Origin of the sequence: Kitasatospora sp. NPDC088783 (genome assembly GCF_044750705.1) — a bacterium.
GTDB classification, from domain to species: Bacteria; Actinomycetota; Actinomycetes; order Streptomycetales; family Streptomycetaceae; genus Kitasatospora; species Kitasatospora fiedleri.
The window spans coordinates 34,177-56,186 of sequence record NZ_JBIVKJ010000029.1 but is presented as its reverse complement, the minus strand read 5'-3'; the positions used below and the strand labels follow the sequence as shown (position 1 = coordinate 56,186).

At 75.7% G+C, this 22,010-nt stretch carries 16 protein-coding genes; 9 read left to right on the top strand and 7 right to left on the bottom strand.

From position 1 onward, the window contains the following. Together ACIP60_RS37240 and ACIP60_RS37235 are read left to right on the top strand one after the other, a co-directional pair. Positions 1–1,065, top strand: a complete 1,065-nt coding sequence (locus tag ACIP60_RS37240) for a DUF2804 domain-containing protein (protein WP_400693747.1) — start codon at positions 1–3, stop codon at positions 1,063–1,065. Next, the gene (locus ACIP60_RS37235) at positions 1,062–1,523 is read left to right on the top strand and encodes a hypothetical protein (RefSeq protein WP_400693744.1); all 462 of its coding nucleotides are present in this window, start codon (positions 1,062–1,064) and stop codon (positions 1,521–1,523) included. The genes ACIP60_RS37240 and ACIP60_RS37235 overlap by 4 nt, the downstream gene beginning before the upstream one ends. 492 nt (positions 1,524–2,015) lie before the next feature. On the opposite strand, the gene ACIP60_RS37230 is transcribed toward ACIP60_RS37235, so the two are convergent. Beyond that, positions 2,016–2,615, bottom strand: coding sequence for a hypothetical protein (locus ACIP60_RS37230; protein ID WP_400693741.1), 600 nt, complete (start codon positions 2,613–2,615; stop codon positions 2,016–2,018). Positions 2,616–2,768: 153 nt separating this feature from the next. On the opposite strand from ACIP60_RS37230, the gene ACIP60_RS37225 reads away from it, so the two are divergent. The 3 genes from ACIP60_RS37225 (at position 2,769) to ACIP60_RS37215 (ending at position 9,928) form a co-directional block, all read left to right on the top strand. Continuing rightward, on the top strand, positions 2,769–4,322 hold the full coding sequence (locus ACIP60_RS37225; protein WP_400693737.1) for a hypothetical protein: 1,554 nt from the start codon (positions 2,769–2,771) through the stop codon (positions 4,320–4,322). A 76-nt stretch (positions 4,323–4,398) separates the two neighbouring features. After that, positions 4,399–5,280, top strand: a complete 882-nt coding sequence (locus tag ACIP60_RS37220) for a hypothetical protein (protein ID WP_400693735.1) — start codon at positions 4,399–4,401, stop codon at positions 5,278–5,280. An 82-nt stretch (positions 5,281–5,362) separates the two neighbouring features. After that, the gene (locus ACIP60_RS37215; RefSeq protein ID WP_400693732.1) at positions 5,363–9,928 is read left to right on the top strand and encodes a hypothetical protein; all 4,566 of its coding nucleotides are present in this window, start codon (positions 5,363–5,365) and stop codon (positions 9,926–9,928) included. Between the two features lie 108 nt (positions 9,929–10,036). Here the strand turns inward: ACIP60_RS37215 and ACIP60_RS37210 are convergent, their stop codons facing one another. The 3 genes from ACIP60_RS37210 to ACIP60_RS37200 all read right to left on the bottom strand — a co-directional run bounded on the left by ACIP60_RS37210 (position 10,037) and on the right by ACIP60_RS37200 (position 15,209). Continuing rightward, entirely contained in the window at positions 10,037–12,889 is a 2,853-nt protein-coding gene (locus ACIP60_RS37210) for an SGNH hydrolase domain-containing protein (protein ID WP_400693729.1), read from the bottom strand. Positions 12,890–12,904: 15 nt separating this feature from the next. Further along, a complete protein-coding gene (locus ACIP60_RS37205) occupies positions 12,905–14,614 on the bottom strand; it encodes a glycosyltransferase family 2 protein (RefSeq protein ID WP_400693726.1) in 1,710 nt (569 codons plus the stop codon). A 250-nt stretch (positions 14,615–14,864) separates the two neighbouring features. Next, positions 14,865–15,209: an ArsR/SmtB family transcription factor gene (locus tag ACIP60_RS37200; RefSeq protein ID WP_400693723.1), complete on the bottom strand. Its 345-nt coding sequence runs from the start codon at positions 15,207–15,209 to the stop codon at positions 14,865–14,867. 108 nt (positions 15,210–15,317) lie between these two features. Between ACIP60_RS37200 and ACIP60_RS37195 the strand changes: the two genes are divergently transcribed. Continuing rightward, positions 15,318–16,412 carry an NADH:flavin oxidoreductase/NADH oxidase gene (locus ACIP60_RS37195; protein WP_400693720.1) on the top strand — a complete coding sequence of 365 codons (1,095 nt, stop codon included), beginning with the start codon at positions 15,318–15,320 and terminating at the stop codon, positions 16,410–16,412. A 75-nt stretch (positions 16,413–16,487) separates the two neighbouring features. On the opposite strand, the gene ACIP60_RS37190 is transcribed toward ACIP60_RS37195, so the two are convergent. Continuing rightward, the gene (locus ACIP60_RS37190) at positions 16,488–17,720 is read right to left on the bottom strand and encodes an MFS transporter (RefSeq protein WP_400693717.1); all 1,233 of its coding nucleotides are present in this window, start codon (positions 17,718–17,720) and stop codon (positions 16,488–16,490) included. Positions 17,721–17,774: 54 nt separating this feature from the next. On the opposite strand from ACIP60_RS37190, the gene ACIP60_RS37185 reads away from it, so the two are divergent. Continuing rightward, positions 17,775–18,554, top strand: a complete 780-nt coding sequence (locus ACIP60_RS37185; protein ID WP_400693714.1) for an AraC family transcriptional regulator — start codon at positions 17,775–17,777, stop codon at positions 18,552–18,554. A gap of 7 nt (positions 18,555–18,561) precedes the next feature. On the opposite strand, the gene ACIP60_RS37180 is transcribed toward ACIP60_RS37185, so the two are convergent. Further along, entirely contained in the window at positions 18,562–18,861 is a 300-nt protein-coding gene (locus ACIP60_RS37180) for a hypothetical protein (RefSeq protein ID WP_400693711.1), read from the bottom strand. 203 nt (positions 18,862–19,064) lie between these two features. Further along, a complete protein-coding gene (locus ACIP60_RS37175) occupies positions 19,065–19,763 on the bottom strand; it encodes a FadR/GntR family transcriptional regulator (RefSeq protein WP_400693709.1) in 699 nt (232 codons plus the stop codon). Positions 19,764–19,917: 154 nt separating this feature from the next. On the opposite strand from ACIP60_RS37175, the gene ACIP60_RS37170 reads away from it, so the two are divergent. Both ACIP60_RS37170 and ACIP60_RS37165 read left to right on the top strand, forming a co-directional pair. Next, the gene (locus ACIP60_RS37170) at positions 19,918–20,442 is read left to right on the top strand and encodes a gluconokinase (RefSeq protein ID WP_400693706.1); all 525 of its coding nucleotides are present in this window, start codon (positions 19,918–19,920) and stop codon (positions 20,440–20,442) included. An 87-nt stretch (positions 20,443–20,529) separates the two neighbouring features. After that, a complete protein-coding gene (locus tag ACIP60_RS37165; protein ID WP_400693703.1) occupies positions 20,530–21,966 on the top strand; it encodes a gluconate:H+ symporter in 1,437 nt (478 codons plus the stop codon). Positions 21,967–22,010: the final 44 nt, after the last annotated feature.

Sequence of the window (22,010 nt, the reverse complement as noted above, 5' to 3'; positions counted from 1 at the left end):
ATGGCGACCCACGAGCGAGAGATCACCGCCCCCGTCGACCTGTGCCGCCCCGACGGGCGGCTCGACCGCGGGGCCGTCGGCTGGTCGCGCACCCCGCTGCACCGCGCCAACCTGCGCGGCTGGGGGCGCACCAAGCGCTGGGAGTACTGGTGCGTCACCACGCCCACCCACCTGCTCGCGCTCACCGTCAGCGACCTGGACTTCCTCACCCTCGACACCGCGTACTTCCTCGCCTGGGACGGGCACGGCGTCCTGGAGGAGCACGAGCGCACCGCGATCGCCCCCGGCCTGCCGACCCGCCGCACCGCCTTCCCCGAGGGCGTCGCCGGCTCCGGCGGCCCGCACGGCGCGGACCTCACCGTCGGCCCGGAGCGGCCCGGCCGCCGCCGGGTCCGGATCTCGGTCACCCACGAACCCGGCGGCACCCGGCTGCGCGCCCGCGCCCTCACCGCCGACCTGCGCCCGCTGGAGGCCGACCTGCTGGTCGCGCTGCCCGACGGCCACGAGACCCTGTCGGTGGTCGTCCCCTGGGACGAGCGGCGCTTCCAGTACACCTCCAAGCACACCGCCCGCCCCGCCACCGGCACCGTCCGGCTCGGCGACCGCACGTACGACTTCGGGGACGACTCCTGGGGCGTGCTCGACCACGGCCGGGGGCGCTGGCCGCGCTCGCTCGGCTGGAACTGGGGCGCGGCGTCCGGCCGCACCGACGGGCACACCGTGGGCCTCCAGTTCGGCGGGCAGTGGACGGCCGGCACCGGCAGCACCGAGAACGCGCTCTGCGTGGACGGCCGCCTCAGCAAGATCGGCACCGAGCTGGCCTGGCACCACGACCCCGCCGACCCGCTCGCCCCCTGGCGGATCACCACCCCCGACAGCGACCGGGTCGACCTCACCTTCACCCCCTTCCACGACCGCCGCACCCGCACCGAGGCGTGGTTCGTCGCCAACCGCACCGACCAGTGCTTCGGCTGCTACTCGGGCACCGTCCGCACCGACGACGGCCTGCGGGTCGCGGTGGACGGACTGCTGGGCTGGGCCGAGGACGTCCGGATGCGCTGGTGACCGCGCCCGCCATGTGCCCCGCGCACGGCCCCGGCCCCGACCTCGCCGCCCTGGTCGGCCGCCGGCTGACCGGCGTGGTCGCGTCCTGGTACTCCCACCGGGGCGAGCGGGCGGCCGAGCCCGTGGTGGTCTGGCTGCGCGACGACCGCGGCGGCTGCACCTTCGTCGCCACCGGCAGCGACTGGTGCCTGATCGTCGCCGACGAACGGCCGCACGCCGACCTCGACCTGGGGGAGTGGGGCCGCCTCGACGTCCGCGACGCCCCCACCGGCACCCCCTTCACCCCGCACCTCGGCCGCACCGTCCTCGCCACCCGCCAGGAGTTCACCCCGCACACCGGCCGCACCGCCCTCGAACTCGACTTCCCCACCGGCACCGTCCGCTGCGAGTCCTGGGACGGCGACCTGCGGCTGACGGCGGTGCCGCACCGGCCGCGGGCCGTCGGCGGCCGGAGCTGACGTCGCCGGATGGGCGACGCCGAGCCGGACGCGTTGACCGCCGCCCGCGCCGACGTGCCGCCCTGTCCCGGGCGTGGCGGCGGGCGCCGTACGGGGAGCGGGAGGTGGGCGGGGTGCGGTGCCGGGTGCTCGCCGTGGACGCGGGGATCGGTGCGATCGGGGTGCGGGCGGACGGCGGGTCGGTGCGGCTGCTGCCGGAGACCGGGGAGGAGCCCGGCTGCTGAACTCCGGGGCGGCGGAGCCGCTCGCGTGCGTCGGGCCGTCCCGGGAGGCCGCCGAGCAGGCCGAGCGGTACGGGGCGGGCGAGGCGGCGGAGCTGGCGGAGTCGCGGGCGGCGGACGCGCTGCTGGCCCGGTTCGCGGCGGTGGACCGGGCGGCGGTGGCGGACGAGAACGCGTACCGGTGCATCGCCGCCGCGGAGTCGGGGTACGGCACGGAGTGCCGAGCCTCCCCCCGAAGGCTCGGCACTCCGTGCCGGTGGAGCGGGGGCGCTCAGGGGCTGGGGACGGCCCGGGCGAAGTCGTGGTGGGCGCTGACGGCCTGCTGCCACTCCAGGGCGCGGATCAGGCGGTGGACGACCAGCAGGGGGACGATGCCGACGAGGCCGAACGACATGTCGACGCACTGCCAGAACAGCGGGATGCCGCGCAGCGGGCCGCAGATCAGGGCGAGCGGGACGACGCCGCCGCAGGCGAGCATCGCCCAGCGGATCACCCAGACGTTGCGGACCGGGTCGCGCAGCGGGCCCCAGAAGGCGGCGGCGATCACCAGGTGGGCGAAGGCCAGCCAGTCGGTGCCGTAGGCGAGGAAGGGGTGGCGGCCGTAGCCGTCGGCGACGCCCTCGCTGACGCGGTGGACCCGGGCGTCGAGGGCGGGGAAGACGGAGTCCAGGCCGGTGGCGTCGACCAGGCGGGCCAGCAGCGAGGTCTCGGACCGGAGCGGGAAGGCGGTCAGGCCGCTGAGCACCAGGCAGGCGATGAACAGCCAGAGCCAGCGCCGGATGCGGCGGCGGACGAGCGCGGTGTCGGTGGTGGACGCGGAATCCGGTCCCGCCGTGGTGGAACCGGCGGGGACGGTGGCGATGTCGGACATGGGGACCCCCCTCATGGCGCGGGTGCCGGAGACGGCACACGGTGTCGCGCCTTGGACTCTAGACCTGAATTTGAACGTGTTCAACATGCCGGGACAGCCCGCCCGAAAGGGACTTTTCGGACCTGTCCGCGGAAAGCCCTAATCTTGTCCACCGTGACCGCCATCGCAGACCAACCCACCCGGCCCGCCCCCGGCCCGGCCGCCGACGAGGGGCTCGCCCGCCGCCTCAAGGCGCTGGCCTGCACCGCCCCGCTGCACGACCTGGACGGCCGGAAGGTCAACCTGGCCGGCGAGTACGCCTCGTACGCGATGGCCGAGGTCGGCCTCGCCGCGATCGACCTGGTCACGCTCAACATGGACTTCGACACCGGCGCCGACCGGGACATAGTGCTCAGCCGCCTGCTCCCCCGGATCGCCGCCCAGAACCCGCAGCGGGCCGCCGCCGAGCACGAGCGGGTCGCCCGCTGGGTGCTGGAGTCGCTGATCAACGTCGGCAGCGTGGACCGCGGCTTCCGCGCCGTCTACGGCACCTTCGGCCCGGACGGCGAGTACACCCGGCGCGACTACGACTTCAAGCTGATCGAGGAGGTCCCCGGCCAGGACGGCGGGGTGTACCTGCGCACCACCGACGAGGCCGTCAACGTGCTGGTCGGCGCGCTCGACACCGACGTGACCTCGGCCCAGATCGCCGCCGAGGTCAAGCTGGAGGTGCTGATCCGCCGCGGCCGCCTCGCCGACGCCCAGCTCGCCGCCGAACAGGCCCGCTACCGCACCGTCCAGTACGCCGAGACGCTGCGCCGCGCCCTGGAGGCCACCCGGCGCAACGTCCGCGCGGTCGACTGGATGGAGACCGTCCCGGACCTGATCGACGAGGCGCTCGACCACATCGCCGACCGCTACCGGCACGAGAACGCGATCCTCACCAACATCCGCAAGGCCCGCGACGAGAGCGTCGACGGCGAGCACAAGCGCCGCGCCGCCGAACTGGTCGACATCGTCAAGGACTGCATCCGCCGCCACACCCAGCTCCAGACCCGGCTGCTGGAAGCCGGCCCGCTGTTCCGCGCCGAGCAGGACCGGCAGGCGTTCGCCGCGCCCACCGCCCGCAGCGGCATCGACCTGTACGGCCAGCTGCTGGCCCCCGTCCTCACCCTGCCGCTCGGCGACGCCACCCGCCCCACCGACGCGTTCTTCGCCCGCGCCGTCGGCCTGCGCACCCCCGTCGCGGTCCGGGTCACCGACCTGGTCGACCTGCTGCTCACCCCGCCCGTCGAGCGCGAGCACCTCGGCGCCGAACTCCCCGAGCCCGACCTGGTCGCCACCCCCGACGACAGCCGCTTCTCCGAGGCCCAGCTGGAAGCCGCCCTCGACCTGCTCGACCTGCCCGCCGACGCCCCGCGCCGGCTCTCCGGCCTGCTCGCCGACGCCCGCCGCCGCGGCGCCGGACTCGACGGCGACGGCACCGGCGACGAACTCGCCTACCTGGTCGCCCTGCTGGCCGTGCACGCGGCCAGCCCGCCGGTCGGCACCGCCTACCGGCAGGGCGAGGAGCGGCTGCTGTTCGCCGTGGACGACGGCACCCGGCTGGACGATCCCGGCTTCGGCGGCGCCGACCTGATCGTCGGCAGCGCGCTGCTGGACGCGGTGGGCATGGCCGCCGACCGCAAGGACGCGAAGGCCGCCAAGGCCGCCCGGGACGCCGGGTGACCGGCGACGCCCGTACCGCCTGCACCACCTGCACTGCCCGTACCGCCCGCACCGCCCGGATCGAAGGAGCCCTCGGATGACCACCACCAGCGAGGCGTGGACACCGCCCGAGGCCGAACCGGCCGCCGCCGCCCCCGCGCCGATCAGCCCGGCGGACGTCACCGAGGCCGCCCGGCTGGTCTCCTTCGGCCTCCAGGCCAAGCTGCTGCCCGCCCGGGACGCCGAGTACGGCGAACTGGTGCGCCGCTACCGGGAGGACCCGCCGTTCGGGCGGCTCGCCGACGCCGTCGCCACCGGCATGGGCCTGGTGGTGCTGGAGGTCTCGGCCCGGGCCGGGATGGCGGTGGCCGCGGCCGAGGACTCGGTGTTCGCCGTCCGGATGGGCGACTACGCGCGGCGGGCCGCCACCGAGTCCACCGACCGCTTCCTGCACGGCCTCGCGCACCTCGCGGTGGCCGCGCTGGCCTTCCCCCGCCCCGAGGACCTCGCCGACGACGGCTACCTCGGCCGGGTCACCGTCAACGGCGTGGACGCCTTCGTCCGGCAGGCGTGCCGCCGACTGGAGGAGCGCGCCGAGGCCGAGGGCGCCAACACCGACCCGGCCAGCGACGCCCCCGGCCTGGAGGCCGCCTGGCGGGTCTGGGCCCGCCGCTCCGCGACCGGGGCCACCAAGGACGCCCGCCGGCTGTCCGGCTCCACCACCGGCATCGTCTCCAAGGCGGTGTCCTTCCTGGTCGACTCCGGCTTCCTGCAGAAGACCTCCGACGACTCCGGCGGCACCTACCGCACCACCGCCCGCTACCAGTTGCAGGTCCGCGACCTGGCCGGCAGCGCCGCGATGGCCGAACTCCTCGACCTGGGCGTCGTCCCGGTCAGCGACGGCACCCCCACCCTGGCCCCGCCCGACGAGAGCGACGAGCTGGTCGCCGACGCCGGCCTGCCCTTCCACGCCCTCTGACCTCCCGTCGTCCCCCGCCGCAACCGCTGCCACCGCCGCAACCGCTCCCACCGCCGCCCCCGCTCCAGGAGAACCACCGCACATGTACGAGCTGAACCGGGTCCGCCTGTACTCGATCGGACCGGCGGGCGCCCGCTACGCCGACACGGTGCTCGACCTGCGCGGAGTCGGCGAGCCGGTGCCCGAGCCGCAGCCGCAGCAGATCGGCCTGTTCGGCGAGGAGCCCGAGGGCCCGCAGCGCCGCCCCGCGCCGGCCGGCGTGCTGTTCCTGGAGAACGGCGGCGGCAAGTCCGTGCTGCTCAAGCTGATCTTCTCGGTGATGCTGCCCGGCCACCGCAACACCCTGGGCGGCGCCTCCTCCGGCGTGCTGCGCAAGTTCCTGCTCGCCGACGACTGCGGCCACGTCGCCCTGGAGTGGCAGCACACCGTCACCGGCGAACTCATCGTGGTCGGCAAGGTCAGCGAGTGGCGCGGCCGCCAGGTCTCCTCCGACCCGCGGAAGTTCGCCGAACTCTGGTACTCCTTCCGGCCCGGCCCCGGCCTCACCCTGGACGGCCTGCCGGTCGCCGAACGCCCCGCCCTGACCGGCGACCAGCAGGCCCGCGGCCGCCGCCGCACCATGAAGGGCTTCCGGGACGCGCTCACCGAGGCCGCCAAGGCCCACCCCCACCTCGACGTCACCTTCGAGGAGATCCACGACCGCTGGATCGAGCACCTCGGCGCCCTCGGCCTCGACCCCGAACTCTTCCGCTACCAGCGCGAGATGAACGCCGACGAGGGCGAGGCGGCCGGCCTGTTCGCGGTCCGCAACGACGCCGACTTCACCGACCTGCTGCTGCGCGCCGTCACCGACACCCGCGACACCGACGGCCTCGCCGACCTCGTCCACGGCTTCGCCGCCAAGCTGGGCCGCCGCGCCGAACTCACCGCCGAACGCGACTTCACGGCCGGCTCGGTCGACCTGCTCCAGCGCATCGTCGACGCCACCGCCGCCCGGGAGACCGTCCGCGAGGGCCACCGGGCCGCCGAGCGCCGCACCCGCAAGCTGGCGCTGTCGCTCGCCGCCCGCTCCGCCGTCGAACGCGACCGGGTGCACGACCTGGCCGTCGAGGTCGCCGCCGCCGCGAGCGCCGTCACCGCCGCCGAGACCGACCGCACCCGGCACTCGCTGATCGTCTCCGAACTCACCTACCGGCACGCCACGCTGGGCCTGGAGGCGGCCACCGCCGGAGCCGCCCGGCTGCGCCGCGAACTCACCGACGCCCGCTCCCAGGCCGCCGCCTGGCAGGCCGCCGAGGCCGTCCTGCGCCACCGCGCCGCCGCCGACCGGGCGGGCCGGGTCGCCGCCGCCATCCGGGAGGCCGAACTCGACGCCGCCCCCGCCCTCGCCGCCCGCGACCGCGCCGCCACCGCCCTCGCCCGCGCCCTGGAAGCCGCCGCCGCCTCCGCCGAGACCCGCGCCGACCAGGAGGAACTGCGCGCCGAGGAACTCCAGCAGGACGGCGCCACCGCCCAGTCCGAGGCCACCGCCGCCGCCACCGCCGCCCAGAAGGCCCGCTCCGAGGCCGACCACCTGCGCCAGCGCCTCGCCGAGGTCGAGCAGGAGACCGCCGCCGCCGTCGAGGCCGGCTGGATCGACGGCTCCGGCGCCGAACCCGACCCGGCCCGCGCCGCCCTCCAGGCCGCCGACGCCGGGGCCGCCGCCGCCGAGGCGCTCGACCGGGCCCGCACCGCCGCCGAGCACGCCGCCGCCCGGGCCCGCGAGGCCGCCGCCGCCGAAGCCCGCGCCGACCTCGCCGCCGCCCGCGCCAACGACGCCCGCGCCGCCGCCGAGCGCGCGCTGGCCGCCGAACAGCGCACCGCCGCCCGGCTCGCCGCCGAACCCCGGCTCGCCGAACTGCTCTCCCTGACGCCCTACCAGGACGGCGCCGAGGCGGCCGACGGCTTCCTGACGCCCCGCCGGCTCGACGCCTCCGCCGAGGACCTGCGCGAACTGCTCGACCAGTCGGTGGCCACCGCCGAACGCACCCTGTTCGACCTGCGCACCGCCGCCGCCGACGACTCCCGCATCCTCGCCGCGCTCGGCGATGGCGGACTGCTGCCGCCCGGCCCCGACGTCCTCGCCACCGTCGAACACCTCGGCGAGCAGGGCATCCCCGCCCTGCCCGGCTGGCGCTACCTCGCCCAGTCCGTCGACCCCGCCGACCACGACGCCATCCTGGCCGCCCGCCCCGAACTCGTCGACGGCGTCGTCGTCACCGACCCCGCCTCGCTCGACCGGGCCCGCGAGGCGCTGGCCGCCGCCGCCCTGCTGCCGCGCTCCACCGTCGCCGTCGGCACCGCCGCCGCGCTGATCGCCCCGATCGAGGCAGCGTCGGATTCCGCGCACCACCCCTTCTTCATCGTGCCGCCCAACCCGGCCATGCACAACGAGACCGCCGCCGACGACGAACGCCGCGAACTGCGCGCCCGGGCCACCGCCCGCGAGGAGCACATCCGCGAACTCGCCGCCCGGCTCGGCGGCGACCGCGCCCTCGCCGCCCGGCTCGCCTCCTGGCACGCCAGCTGCCCGCCCGGCACCCTCGCCGAACTCGCCGAGACCGCCGCCGCGGCCGCCCACCGCGCCGAGACCACCGCCGCCGAACTCGCCACCCTGCGCGCCGACCGCGCCGACGCCGACACCGAGCACCAGGCCGCCGCCGCCCGCCACGAGGAGTGCCGGGAGGCCGCCCAGCGCGCCCGCCGCCGCGCCGACGTCCTCGAGGGACTCGCCTTCCGGCTGCGCGAACGCCCCAACTGGACCCGCCGGCTGCGCGAACTCGCCGACGACGTCGCCGAGTGCGAACGCCGCCAGACCCAGTGCGCCGAACGCGCCCGCACCTGCGACGAGGACCGCCGCGCCGCCCAGCGCGCCGCCGACGACGCCCGCCGCACCGCCCGCACCCTGCGCGGCGAACGCGCCGAGATCGCCGCCGTCGGCGCCGACGCCGAACCCGACCCCGCCGCCACCCCCGCCTCGCTGCCCGCCCTGCGCGAGGCGTACCGGGCCGCCGCCCAGCTCTACGAGAAGGTCGGCGTCGGCGCCGACCTGCGCGCCGAACAGGCCCGCGCCGAGAGCGACGAGACCGCCGCCGCCACCGAACTCCAGCGCCTCAGCAACAAGGTCAAGTCCCGCGCCGAGGAACTGCTCGCCAGCCCCGACGGCGCCGACGGCCCCGCCCGGCAGGCCGCCGCCGCCCGCGCCGAGGAACTCGTCGCCCTCATCGAGGCCCGCTCCGACGCCGCCTCCGAGGAGGTCGGCCGGCTGCGCGGCGACGCCGAACGCTCCGCCCCGGCGAACGGCGGAGCCCACACCGAACTGCCCGAGGACCTGCTCCCCGCCGACCCCGAGCACGCCCAGGTCCTGCTGCGCACCGCCACCGCGCTGCTCGCCGACCGCCGCGAGCGGGTCGACTCCGCCCGCACCGACCACGCCGACCTGCAACGGACGCTGGACCAGGCGCAGGCCGCCGCGAGCGACTTCGAGGAACTCGCCGGACAGCTCCGCGACGCGCTGCGCGACAACGGCGAGGAGGGCGACGCCGAGGCCGACGCCTACCTCGGCTCGCTGGCCGCCGCCCGCGCCGCCGTCACCGACACCCGGCGCGCCATGCGCACCGCCGCCACCGAGCTCACCGGCGCCGAACTCGCCGTCCGCGACGCCGCCGACGCCCTGGTCCGGCACGCCAACGCCGCCCGCTACGAGGCCGTCCGCACCCCCGCCCGCCAGCAGATCCGCGAGCTGCCCGCCGCCGCCCTGCCCGACCACGCCGCGGCCTGGGCCGCCGCGTTCGCCCCCCGGCTGCGGGTGCTCACCGACGAACTCGCCCAGCTGGAACGCAACCGCTCCTCCATCGTCGACCGCCTGCGCGGCCTGGTCGAGACCTCGCTCGGCACCCTGCGCGCCGCCCAGCGGCTCTCCCGCCTCCCCGAGGGCCTGGGCGAGTGGTCGGGCCAGGAGTTCCTGCGGATCCGCTTCGAGGACCCGGACCACGCCGTCCTGGTCGAACGGCTCGGCGAGGTCATCGACGAGGCCACCCGCTCCGCCGTCCGGAAGAACTCCGACCTGCGCCGCGACGGCATGTCCCTGCTGCTGCGCGGCGTCGCCGCCGCGATCGGCCCCAAGGGCGTCTCGGTCGAGATCCTCAAGCCGGACGCGGTGCTGCGCGCCGAACGCGTCTCGGTCGGCCAGATGTCGGACGTCTTCTCCGGCGGCCAGCTGCTCACCGCCGCCATCGCCCTGTACTGCACGATGGCCGCGCTGCGCGCCAACGACCGCGGCCAGTCCCGGCTGAGGCACGCCGGCACGCTGTTCCTCGACAACCCGATCGGCCGCGCCAACGCGACCTACCTGCTGGAGCTCCAGCGCGCCGTCGCCGACGCGCTCGGCGTCCAGCTCATCTACACCACCGGCCTGTTCGACACCACCGCGCTGGCCGAGTTCCCGCTGGTCATCCGGCTGCGCAACGACGCTGACCTGCGGGCCGGCCTCAAGTACATCTCGGTGGAGGAGCACCTGCGCCCCGGCCTCCCGGCCCCGCAGGACCCGGACGGGCCGGCCGTCCACGGCGAGATCACCGCGACCCGGATGTTCCGCAAGCCGGAGTGAGCCGCCACGCGGAGATCGCGGCACGGTGCGGGTGAGCACTGTGCCGCGATCCCGTGGGGGGTGGCGGGCCGCGCGGCTCCCCGCGCCCCCGCCGTCCTCACCCCGTCGTCATCCCTTCGTCGAGACGGTGACCGAGGCGACCTTCATCGGGTGGCCCGGTTCGGTCGCGGCCGTGGGCGAACTGCCGTACGCGGCGGGGAGGTTGCCGCCGACGGCGACGTTCAGGATCAGGAAGATCCCGTGGTGGACGGCCTGGTCCCAGGCGGCCGGGTCGACCTGGTCGGCGGTGACCCGGAAGTACTCCCGGCCGTCGCGCAGCCAGCGGACCCGCTCGGGGCTGGTGGAGCGGTCGATCTCGACGGTGTAGGTGTGGAAGGCGCCCCAGCAGTCGGCGCAGGGCTGTTCGCCGGAGCCCAGGCCGTTCGGCTCCTGGCAGGGGCCGCCCGGCGTGGTGCCGCAGTGCAGGGTGCCGAACCCGCCCCGGCCGCCGACGGATTCGAGCACGTCCAGCTCGCCGACGCCGGGCCAGCCGGTGTACCCGTCGCGGAGCCGGCCGCCGAGCGCCCAGAACGCGGGCCAGTACCCGGCGGCGGCCGGGCCGTGCACGTCGGGCAGCGCCACCTCGGCCTCCACCCGCAGGACTCCGCCCGCCGGGGCGGCCAGGTCGGCCCGCCGGGACTCGATCCGCCCGGAGGACCAGCGGCCGGCCGCGTCCCGGGTCGGGGTGATCTCCAGCGCGCCCGCGCCGTCCAGGCGGACGTTCTCGGCCGCGTCGGTCATGGTCTCGATCTCGCCGGTGCCCCACTGGGCGGCCGGGCAGCCGGGGTAGCAGGTGCCCAGGTCGTACTGCCAGGTGGCGGCGTCCGGCCGGCTCCCGGCCGGGCCGTCGAACTCGTCCCGGAGCAGCGTCGTCCAGTCGCCGTCGGCGCCGAACGCGCCCGCCTCGATCAGCAGTCGGTCCAGCCGCGGGGTGAGCACCACGGCCGCGGCGTTGGTCAGGTGGGAGTCGTCGCGGTACAGCAGCACGTGCTCCAGGACGGCCGGGCAGCTGCGCCCGTCGGCCGGGCAGAGCACCGAGTTGACCTCGACCGTCCGGACGCCGGGGAACGCCCCGGCGGCGATCTGCTCGGCCAGCGGGTCGGCGTACAGGCCCTCGGCGCGCGGGAAGTCGCAGGCGGAGGTGGTGTCGGGGTGGCCGGAGACGCAGGCCGGGACGTCCCGGCCGGGGACCGGGGTGTCCTGGAGGTAGACGACCGGCACGCCCAGCTCCCGCAGCGGGGCGAGGGTCCGCTCCCAGCCGCGCAGCAGCGCGGCCCGGTCGGCGGTGTAGCGGTTGAGCGCGGAGACCACGACCAGCTTCGGCTTCGGGCCGTCCTTCAGCCGGGCCAGCGCGTTCGCCCGCCAGGTGTCGCACTCGTGGTAGGTCCGGCCCAACTGCGGGTTGGTGACGGTGATCTCGGCCGGCGGGCAGCCCTGCTTGACGAGTTCCTCGACGGACAGCCGGTGCTGGGCGGCGATGCCGAGCAGCGCGGAGAACCACTGGCCGGCGTGCGAGTCGCCGAGCAGCACGATCCGGTCCTCGCCGGTGCCGAAGCGGCAGGGCGGGCTGGTGGTGTCGGCCGGGTCGACCTCGCAGCCGCCGTCCGGCGGGAAGTCCTGCCGGGCCTGGACGGGGTTGGGCACGGTCGGCGCGTGCGGGGGCGGCGCGGCGGCCAGCAGGCTGCTGCCGGTGCGGGCGCCGGGCGGCAGGCCGGACGGGTCCGGGGGAGTGGCCGGTCCCAGGTTGCGGATGGTGCCGGAGCCGACGACCAGCGCCAGCAGCACCGGGAAGACCACCGCGGCCAGGCCCAGCGACAGCCCGCGGCGCGGGATCTCGCCCAGCACCAGGCTGCGGCGCAGCGGCTGCTCCAGCCAGCGCAGCGCGGCGTACGCGGGCAGCGCGGCGGCGGCGGTGAGCGCGGCCTTGGCGCCCCAGGGCAGGGCGCCCCAGTGCGCCTCGGCGAGCACCAGCACCGGCCAGTGCCACAGGTACAGGTTGTAGGAGAGCCGGCCGACCGCCCGGGGCGCGCCGAGCGAGAGCGCCCGCCCCACCAGGTGGGGTCCGGCCGAGCCGGCCAGGACGATCGCGGCGGTGGCGGCGGTCGGCAGCAGCGCGGCGTACCCGGGGTAGCGGGTGTGCCCGTCGAACAGCAGCACCGCGACGAGCACCCCGGCCAGGCCGCCCAGGCCGAGCAACTCCCGTACCAGCCTGGGAAGTTCGCGGACCGGCAGTAGGGCGACGGCGGCGCCGGCGGCGAACTGCCAGGCCCGGGTCGGGGTGGAGAGGTAGGCGCCGGCGCTCCAGTGCAGGGAGAGCCAGAACGAGCCGGCGCCGAGCAGCAGGGTCAGGCCGAGCAGGGTGCGCCGCCGCCAGGCCCAGCGGGCGGCGAGCGCCAGCAGCGGGGCCCACAGCAGGTAGAACTGCTCCTCGACGGCGAGCGACCAGAAGTGCAGCAGTGCGCTCGGGTCGCGGCCGGCGGCCAGGTAGTCGGTCTGTTCGGCGATGAAGCGCCAGTTGGCGACGGACAGCGCGGAGGCGAGGACGTCGCGCTCCAGGTCGGCCCGGCGCAGCGGCGCGGTGAGCAGGGCGCCGAGGACGGCGGTGGCGGCCAGCACGACGGCGGCGGAGGGCAGCAGGCGGCGGGCCCGGCGGGAGTAGAACTCGGCCAGCCGGACGCGTCCGTGCCGCCCGGTCTCGGTGCGCAGCAGGCCGGTGATCAGGTAGCCGGAGACGACGAAGAAGACGTCGACGCCGACGAAGCCGCCGGCGAGACCGGGTACGGCGGCGTGGAAGGCGAGCACGGCGAGGACGGCGACGGCCCGCAGGCCCTCGATGTCGGGTCGGAACTTCGGCCGCTCGACCGGCGGGCGGTGCAGCACGACGGTGAGCGGGGCGGTACTCGGGGCGGTACTGGTGGACACGGGAGCGTGGACCTTTCAGCCCAGCCAGGGCAGCATCGGAGCCGCCCAGCCGGAGGCGAGCAGGGCGACCAGGGCGAGCGTGCTCGTGACGGCGAGGGCCTCGGGCCAGCGCCGCGGGCGCATCGCCGGGCGGGCCCCGGATTCGGTCGGTTCGGCGGTTCCGGCGGTTCCGGCGGACTCCGCGGTTCCGGCGGACTCGGCCGCGCGCGGCCGGAGTTCGGTGTACAGGTCGCGGATCAGTGGCACCCCGAGGTGCAGTTGCACGGCCAGGTACAGGGCCAGCCCCCAGGTGGTGTGCCAGCCGTGCAGGGCGGTGGCGACGGCCACGCCGGCGGCGGTGGCGGCCAGCGTGCCGGCCGTCCACAGCAGCGAGACCAGCAGCACCTTGCGGGCCATCCCGCCGGAGCGGCCGGGTCCGGCGACGCCGGTGGGCACCCAGGCGGCGCTGCGGCCGCGCAGGGTGTGCCAGTACGCGGTGGCGGCGGCGAAGCTCATCAGCACGTTGGCGCGCAGCACTTCGGAGCGCCAGCGGGTGCGGCTGACCCGGGGCAGCAGCACGTGCCACAGCCACAGCAGCGAGATCAGCGGCAGCACGTACCAGGCCCGGACCTCGCCGGGGAAGGCGAACAGCATCACCAGCGGCGGCAGCGGCGCGGTGAGCACGTTGACGGCGGCGGCCAGGTAGCCGACGATGCCCTCGTCGAAGCAGCGGCGCATCCGCCAGGTCATCGCCCGGCGGGCGGCCCGGTCGCCGATCAGGTGCAGGTTGCCCATCGTCCAGCGGTACTGCTGGTTGACGAAGCTGGTGGTGGAATCGGGCGAGGTGCCCTTGGCGACCAGCACCGGCACGTAGCGGGTGGTGTAGCCCCGCTGGTGCAGGGCCAGGCCGGTGTACATGTCCTCGCTGTGGTCGAGCCGGGCGAAGCCGCCGGCGGCGTCGATCGCGGCGCGCCGGTAGACGGCGTTGGAGCCGCAGCAGATGGCGGCGTCGGAGGCGTCCCGGCTGGGCTGCACCCAGCGGAAGAACCACTCCTGGGCGGACCCGGCGGCGCGTTGCACCCAGCCCATCGAGGCGTCGGTGTCGAAGCACTGCGGGCTCTGCACGATGCCGACCGCCGGGTCGCCGAAGTACGGCAGGAGGTGCTGGAGCAGGTCGGCGCGCGGCGCGAAGTCGGCGTCCAGGATGGCGACGAACTCGCCGCTGCTCAGGGTCAGCGCGTGGTTGAGGTTGCCGGCCTTCTTGAACTCGCCGCGGTTCGGGCGGACCACGTAGTGGTAGCCGAACTCCTCGGCCAGCCGGGCGACTTCGGGCCGGTCGGCGTCGTCGAGCACCCACACGTCGAGCCGCCCCGGGTAGGAGCTGCGGGCGACGGCGCGGTAGGCGTTGGCCAGGATGTCGAGCGGTTCGCCGCAGGTCGGCAGGTACAGGTCGACGGACGGCGGTGCGGCCGGCTGCCAGGCGGCGACCAGCAGTTCGTGGCCGCCCCGGGTGAAGCGGCGGCGGCGCAGGCCGTTCAGGCAGGTCAGGGCGAGTGCGACGGCGTTGATGCTCAGCACGGCGAGGAACGGCCACAGGGCCGGGGTGCGCAGCGAGAAGCTGAACATGGTGCCCGCGCTGACCGTGAAGGCGAGCGCGGAGAGCAGCGGGACCCAGCGGCGCTGAGGCCCGAAATACCAATAGAGCTCCTGGTCGGAAGGTGGTGACGGAAGGTGATTGACAGTCATTGGGCCCCCCACGGCCAGACATTGACACCTGTCGCCGGTCAGATTACCCGATTGGTATAGACCAAATGACCATGCGGGATGAACAGTGGAGCAACTCGGGTGAAGGGCGCGTGACCAGGCATGACCGTGTCAGGGAAGATCACTGCGGTGGTGCGCGCGGGGCCCCCGGGGCGGGCGGCGCGCACAGTGGCGCGACGGTCGGCGGGCGACGGACGGCGTGCTGCGGCCGGTGTGCGACGGGTGGGGGCGGTCAGCGCGCGGCGGGCGCGGCGGCCAGGACCGCGTCCAGCAGGCCGGGGAAGCGGGCGGCCAGGTCGGACTCGCGCAGGCTGTTCATCTTCGAGGTGCCGCGCCGGTGCTGGCGGATCAGCCCGGCCTCCCGCAGCACCCGGAAGTGGTGCGTCATCGTCGACTTGGTGACCGGGAGTTCGAACGCCAGGCAGTTCAGCTCGCTGCCGCCCGCGCCCGCGAGCTCGGAGACGATCCGCAGCCGGATCGGGTCCGCCAGCGCGTGCAGCACGCAGACCAGCTGGAGCTCCGCGGTGGCGGGCTCGGGCAGCAGGCCGGGGCAGTCCCGGTCGTGGTCGACGGTCACGGGCTCATAGTACGACAACTCTCGTAGTTTGACAGCTGTCGTAGTACGGTGAGTATCGTACGAAGCGAAAGCACCCCCGTGTCCGGCCCACAGGAAGGACAGGCAGCCGTGAGCGCCCTGTTCGAACCCCTCACCCTCCGCTCGCTGACCATCCCCAACCGGATCTGGCTCAGCCCGATGTGCATGTACTCCGCCGCCTCCGAGGGGCCCGACACCGGCGCCGCCACCGACTTCCACCTCGCCCACCTCGGCTCCCGCGCCGCCGGCGGCGCCGGGCTCGTGATGGTCGAGGCCACCGGCGTCCGCCCCGACGGCCGGATCTCCCCGTGGGACCTCGGCCTGTGGAACGACCGCCAGCAGGAGCGACTGGCCCGGGTCGCCGCGCTGATCGCCCGGCACGGCTCCGTCCCCGCGATCCAGCTGGCCCACGCCGGCCGCAAGGCGTCCACCGGCAGGCCGCAGGACGGCGGCGGACCGCTCCCCGTCGAGCGGGGCGGCTGGCAGGTCGTCGGCCCCTCCCCGGTGCCCTTCGACGCGCCCTACCCGGTGCCGGTCGAGCTGACGGAGGCGCAGATCGCCGAGCTGGTCGAGGACTTCGCCGCCTCCGCCCGCCGCGCCCTGGCCGCCGGCTTCCAGGTGGTCGAGGTGCACGGCGCGCACGGCTACCTGGTGCACCAGTTCCTCTCCCCGGTCTCCAACCACCGCACCGACGGCTACGGCGGCGACTTCGCCGGACGCAGCCGGCTGGCCCGCGAGATCGCCACCGCGGTCCGGGCCGTCTGGCCCGCCGAGCTCCCGGTGCTGTTCCGGGTCTCCGCCACCGACTGGCGCCCGGAGGAGCCCAGTTGGACGCTGGAGGAGTCGGTGCTGCTCGCCAAGGAGCTCCAGGCCATCGGCGTCGACCTGATCGACGTCTCCAGCGGCGGCAACGTCCCGCGCGCGGAGATCCCCGTCGGGCCCGGCTACCAGGTCCCGTTCGCCGAGACCGTCCGCCGCGAGTCCGGCCTCCCGGTCAACGCCGTCGGCCTGATCACCGACGCCGCCCAGGCCGAGGCGATCGTCGCCGAGGGCCGCGCTGACGCCGTCATGCTCGGCCGCGAACTGCTCCGCGACCCCTACTGGCCGCTGCACGCCGCCCGCGCCCTCGACGTCCCCCGCGACTGGCCCGTCCAGTACGGCTACGCGGTCGGCCCGCGCGGCTGACACCCGCCGGAGGCGGAACGCGGGAGGCGGGCGCACCCACGGGGGAGTGCGCCCGCCGCCCGTCAACTCGCTTCACTAGGAGACCAGTTCGGCCTCCGGGGCCGGTCCCGCGCCGTCCGTGTCGCCCGGGGCGTCCCCGTCGTCCTCGTCGGCCTCGTCCTTCCAGCGGCCCGGTTCGACCATGAACGCGCCGAGCGCGACGCCCAGCAGCGGGACGGCGGGCAGCAGGGTCAGCACGCCCTGGGGGCCGTGGTGCTGGGCGAGCAGGCCGAAGAGCGGGGCGATCAGGCCGCCGACGCTGACGGCCAGGCCCAGGGTGACGCCGGCGGCGGTGCCGGGGCGGGTGGGCAGGTAGTCCTGGCCGAGCTTGACCAGGACGGCGAACGGCAGGTTCAGCGTCGCGCCCGCCAGCACGGCGAACAGCAGCGGCGCCCACGGGCCGGGCGTCACCCGCAGCAGGACCAGCGCGGGGACGGTGAGCGCGGTGCCCCACTGCGCGGTGCGGACCATGCCGATCCGGTCCGCGAGCCGCCCGCCGCCCAGGGTGCCCGCGACGCCGCCCAGCAGGAAGCAGGTCAGCGCCGCGCCGGCCAGCAGGTGCGAGGCGCCCAACTGCCGCAGCCAGTACAGCTCGATGAAGGTGCTGACGCCGAAGAACACCACCGAGCGGATCACCTCGACCCCGGTGAGCACCAGGAACGGCCGCCAGCGGTCCTTCCCGGCGCGCTTCGCCCCGCCCCCGGCGTGCGGGTACGTCCGGTGCCGGGCCCGGAACAGCACCGCCGCCATCAGCAGCGCCGGCAGCACGAACACCGCCGTCGCCCGCAGGCCCCACGCGGAGAGCAGCGGCGTGGCCAGCACCGGCGCCAGGAAGAACCCGACGCTGCCGCCCGCCGCGAAGACGCTCATCGCGCCGGTCGAGTCGCCCGCCGCCTCCCGGGCCGCCCGCCCCGCCGCCGGGTGGAACGCCGCCACCCCCAGGCCGGAGAGCAGCACCAGCAGCCACACCAGCGCGTACCCGTCGGCCAGCCCGCTCAGCCCCACGCCCAGCCCGGCCAGCGCCAGCCCCGCCGCCGACAGCCAGGGCAGCGGACGCCGGTCCACCAGCAGGCCGACCAGCGGCTGCGGGACCGCGCTGCCCAGCGTCGCCGCCAGCGTCAACCCGCCCGCCGCCACGTACCCGTAGCCGCGCTCCAGGACGAAGTACGGCACCACCGCGGGCACCAGGCCCTGGTACAGGTCGTCCACGGCGTGCGCCGCGCCCCACATCCGCATCCGGCGCCACACGCCGGGCAGTTCGCTCGTCATGCGTCCAGCCTGGCCGCCGCACCGCCGTGCGGGCTTCCGGTACTCTGCCAACCCGTGTCGCCAACCCGCCAACCTGCCGAGGACGGCCCGCCGAGCGCCGCGCAGCACCAGAAGGAGACCGGCCCCAGCCGCCACCCGCTGGCCCACCGGGAGCGGATCGACTGGCACTGGCACGACGTCAACCAGCTGATCACCCCCGGCCTCGGCGTGCTGGAGGTGCGCATCCCGTACGGGCAGTGGGTCGTCCCGCCGCACCGCGCGGTGTGGCTGCCCGCCGGGGTGCCGCACACCCACCGGGCGCACGGGCCCAGCGAGTTGCGCTGCCTGGTCTACCCGGACGGCACCGACCCGCTGCGGCTCACCGCGCCCGCCGTGCTCGCCGTCACCCCGCTGCTGCGCGAGATCATCGCCCACCTGACCGGCCCCGACGCCCCCGCCGGACGCCCGGCCCGCACCCTCGAACAGGCCGCCCTGGACCAGCTCGTCCGCGCCCCCGAACTCCCGGTCGGCCTGCCCCGCCCCACCGACCCCCGGCTGCGCGACCTGGCCGCGCTGCTCACCGCCGACCCCGCCGACGACCGCTCGCTCGCCGAACTCGGCCGCGCCGTCGGAGCGGCCGAACGCACCCTCAGCCGGCTGTTCCGCCGCGAACTCGGCCTGGGCTTCCCGCAGTGGCGCACCCAACTGCGCCTCCAGCACGCCCTGGTGCTGCTCGCCGGGGGCCGCTCGGTCACCGCCACCGCCGCCGCCTGCGGCTTCCGCTCGCCGAGCGCGTTCATCGAGGCGTTCCGGCACGCCTTCGGCACCACCCCGGGCCGCCACCAGCAGACCTGACCGGCCGTCAGCGGTGCCGCCGGCCGTTCCGGTACTCGCGCGAACCCTCCAGCGGAGCCGCCGAGTTGGGGGCGCGGTGCCGGGAGGCGGCGACCTGCCGGGAGACCGCCACGTCGATCAGGCACCAGGCGAGCAGGAAGACCCCCAGCGCCATCAGCGCCAACGCCGGTGTCAGCAGGCCGGTGTGCGCCCAGGAGGCGAACAGCGCCACCACGAAGGTGAACACCGTGAAGGCGAATGCCATGCCCGCCCGGACGGCGGCCGCCCGGACCTCGTCCGGCAGCCGCCCGCGCCGACGAACGGCCATCGCCAACCCCCTGTCGGTCGTGCGCCCCGGCGGGCGCACCAGGACCAGCCCTGCCCCGTCCGGGGGAGGCTATTCCGTCGGGAGGGCCGATCCAGCCGACCGTGGGCGTGTCGCGTCCCCGGCTCCCCCCGGCTCCCCGTCAGGATCGTAACCGGGGCCGCAAGAGCGCCTCCCCGGCCGACGGGGCGGCGGTCGGCGGGCGGTCAGTCCGGCAGGGTGGCGTCCAGCTCCTCCAGCGCGCCGACCACGATGGTCCGCATGGCCCGTTCCGCCAGCTCCGGGTCGCCCGCGCAGATCGCCTGCGCGACGTCCCGGTGCAGCTGCACCGCGTACTCGCGCGGCCGGTGCGGCATCAGCCGGTGCTCGGTGCGGCCGGTGAGGACCGCGCCCACGGTGTCCTTCAGGTGCGCGAACATCTCGTTGCCGGAGGCCCGCAGCACCGCCGCGTGGAAGGCGATGTCGTGCGCGAGGAAGGCGTCCAGGTCGGCCGCCCGGGCGGTGACGGTCAGTTCGACGGCCAGCGCGCTCAGCTCGCGGCGGTCGTCGTCGCCCGCGCACCGGGCCGCCAGCGCCGCCGCGGCCGGCTCCACCGCGACCCGCAGCGAGCCCAGCGAGCGCAGCTGCGCGGAGCGGTCCGCGCCGGCCAGCCGCCAGCGGATCACCAGCGGGTCGAACACGTCCCAGTCGGCCTTCGGCCGGACGGTGATCCCGACCCGCCGCCGCGGCTCGACCAGCCGCATCGACTCCAGGATGCGCACCGCCTCCCGCACCACCGTCCGGGACACCCCGTGCCGCTGCTCCAGCTCCTCCGCGCGCAGCACCGTCCCCGCCGGCAGCTCCCCGGAGGCGATCGCCGGGCCGAGGGCAGCGAGCAGGCGGCCGGGCAGGCCCTGGATCTCCATCCGGCCAGCTTATCGGCGCGGCCGGGGGGAAGGCGGCCCCCGTCCCACCGGCGCGGAAACCGAAAAGTATGACGATTAGGTTTCGGTCGCTTGAATAAGTCATACCTTTGCGCCAAGGTTGCCCACGCAAGCAGGCAAGGACAGGAGCACCACCATGGCTCTCAGCGCCGAGAACCAGCAGCCGCCCGTCATCGTGGTGATGGGCGTCTCCGGAGTCGGGAAGACCACCGTCGCCCGACTGCTCGCCGACCGCCTCGACCTCCCGTACGCGGAGGCCGACGACTTCCACCCCGCCGCCAACATCGCCAAGATGAGCGCCGGCACCCCGCTGGACGACTGCGACCGGCAGCCCTGGCTGCGCGCGCTCGGCGGCTGGCTGGGCGAGCGGGCCGCGGCCGGCAGCGGCGGAGTGGTCACCTGCTCCGCGCTCAAGCGCGACTACCGCGACCTGCTGCGGGCCGCCTGCCCGGACGCGTTCTTCCTGCACCTGAGCGGCAGCCACGACCTGGTCGGCGACCGGCTGGCGCACCGCACCGGCCACTTCATGCCGCCCGCGCTGCTGGACTCCCAGTACGCCGCCCTCGAACCGCTCCAGCCGGACGAGCGCGGCACCGTGCTGGACGTCGGCGCCGCCCCCGACACGCTCGTCGACCGCGCCGTCGCCGCCCTGGCCCGCTGACCCCCGCGGCCCGCCCCCCGCACGCACCACCACCACGTCACACCCCCGCCACCGGCCGCCCGAGAGCCGGACGGTGGCGGCCCGTCAATGGAGACCCCCGTGACCCCCACCCTGCTGGCGGCCGGCGCACCGGCGCTGCCGCACACGGCGAGCGACGGCCGGCTGCTGCTCGCGGTGCTGCTCAGCATCGGCGCGATCGTGCTGCTGATCACCCGGTTCAAGCTGCACCCGTTCCTGGCCCTCACGCTCGGTTCCGGGCTGCTCGCCGCCGTCGCCGGGGCGCCCTTCGACAAGCTGCTGACCAGCTTCTCCACCGGCTTCGGCGCGACCGTCGCCTCGGTCGGCCTGCTGATCGGCCTGGGCGCGATGCTCGGCAAGCTGCTCGCCGACTCCGGCGGCGCCAACACCATCGCGGACACCGTGCTGGCCCGCACCGGCCCCAAACTGCTGCCCTGGGCGATGGCGCTGATCGCCGCGGTGCTCGGCCTGCCGCTGTTCTTCGAGGTCGGCGTGGTGCTGCTGGTGCCGATCGTGCTGCTGGTGGCCCGGCGCGGCAACGCCCCGCTGATCGGCATCGGCATCCCCGCGCTGGCCGGCCTCTCGGTGCTGCACGGCCTCGTCCCGCCGCACCCCGGCCCGCTGGTCGCCGTCGACGCCCTGCACGCCGACCTCGGCGTCACCCTGGCGCTCGGCCTGCTGGTCGCGGTCCCGACCCTGATCGTGGCCGGCCCGCTGTTCGGACGGCTCGCCCAGCGCTGGGTCGGCCCGCTGGAACTGCCCGCCGACACCGCCCCCGCGAAGACCGCGGACGGCGCGAACACCGCGGACGCCGCGGAGGGCGTCGAGCGCGCGCGGACGCCGCGGTTCGGCGCGGTGCTGGCCACCATCCTGCTGCCGGTCGTGCTGATGCTCGGCAAGGCGCTGGCCGACGTGGTGATCGACGACCCGAAGGCCACCGGCCAGCGGATCTTCGACTTCATCGGCTCCCCGCTGATCGCGCTGCTCGCCGCGACCCTGCTCGCCATGCTGACCCTCGGCCGGGCGGCCGGCTTCGACAAGGGCCGGATCTCCGACACGGTCGGCTCGGCGCTCGGCCCGATCGCCGGGATCGTGTTCATCGTCGGCGCGGGCGGCGGCTTCAAGCAGACCCTGATCGACATCGGCGTCGGTGACGCGGTCAGCGCGTGGTCCGGCAAGTGGCACGTCTCCGCGCTGCTGCTGGGCTGGCTGATCGCGGTGCTGATCCGGCTGGCCACCGGCTCCGCGACGGTCGCCACCATCACCGCTGCCGGCATCGTCGGCCCGCTGGCCGCCGACATGTCCACCAGCCACGCCGCGCTGCTGGTGCTGGCGATCGGCGCCGGGTCGCTGTTCCTGTCGCACGTCAACGACGCCGGGTTCTGGCTGGTGAAGGAGTACTTCGGGATGAGCGTCGGCCAGACGCTGAAGTCCTGGTCGGTGATGGAGACGATCATCTCGGTGGTCGCGATCGCCCTGATCCTGCCGCTCAGTCTGATCGTCTGACGAGCGCGGGTCCCCCTGCCGCGACGCCCTCCGGAACTCCCGCT

What these genes read in the sequence shown, in the direction of transcription:
- ACIP60_RS37240 (WP_400693747.1), top strand. Translation starts at nt 1, where the DNA reads ATGGCGACCCACGAGCGAGAGATCACCGCCCCCGTCGACCTGTGCCGC.
- ACIP60_RS37230 (WP_400693741.1), bottom strand. Translation starts at nt 2,615, where the DNA reads ATGTCCGACATCGCCACCGTCCCCGCCGGTTCCACCACGGCGGGACCG.
- ACIP60_RS37220 (WP_400693735.1), top strand. Translation starts at nt 4,399, where the DNA reads ATGACCACCACCAGCGAGGCGTGGACACCGCCCGAGGCCGAACCGGCC.
- ACIP60_RS37215 (WP_400693732.1), top strand. Translation starts at nt 5,363, where the DNA reads ATGTACGAGCTGAACCGGGTCCGCCTGTACTCGATCGGACCGGCGGGC.
- ACIP60_RS37205 (WP_400693726.1), bottom strand. Translation starts at nt 14,614, where the DNA reads ATGACTGTCAATCACCTTCCGTCACCACCTTCCGACCAGGAGCTCTAT.
- ACIP60_RS37190 (WP_400693717.1), bottom strand. Translation starts at nt 17,720, where the DNA reads ATGACGAGCGAACTGCCCGGCGTGTGGCGCCGGATGCGGATGTGGGGC.
- ACIP60_RS37180 (WP_400693711.1), bottom strand. Translation starts at nt 18,861, where the DNA reads ATGGCCGTTCGTCGGCGCGGGCGGCTGCCGGACGAGGTCCGGGCGGCC.
- ACIP60_RS37175 (WP_400693709.1), bottom strand. Translation starts at nt 19,763, where the DNA reads ATGGAGATCCAGGGCCTGCCCGGCCGCCTGCTCGCTGCCCTCGGCCCG.
- ACIP60_RS37170 (WP_400693706.1), top strand. Translation starts at nt 19,918, where the DNA reads ATGGCTCTCAGCGCCGAGAACCAGCAGCCGCCCGTCATCGTGGTGATG.
- ACIP60_RS37165 (WP_400693703.1), top strand. Translation starts at nt 20,530, where the DNA reads ATGGAGACCCCCGTGACCCCCACCCTGCTGGCGGCCGGCGCACCGGCG.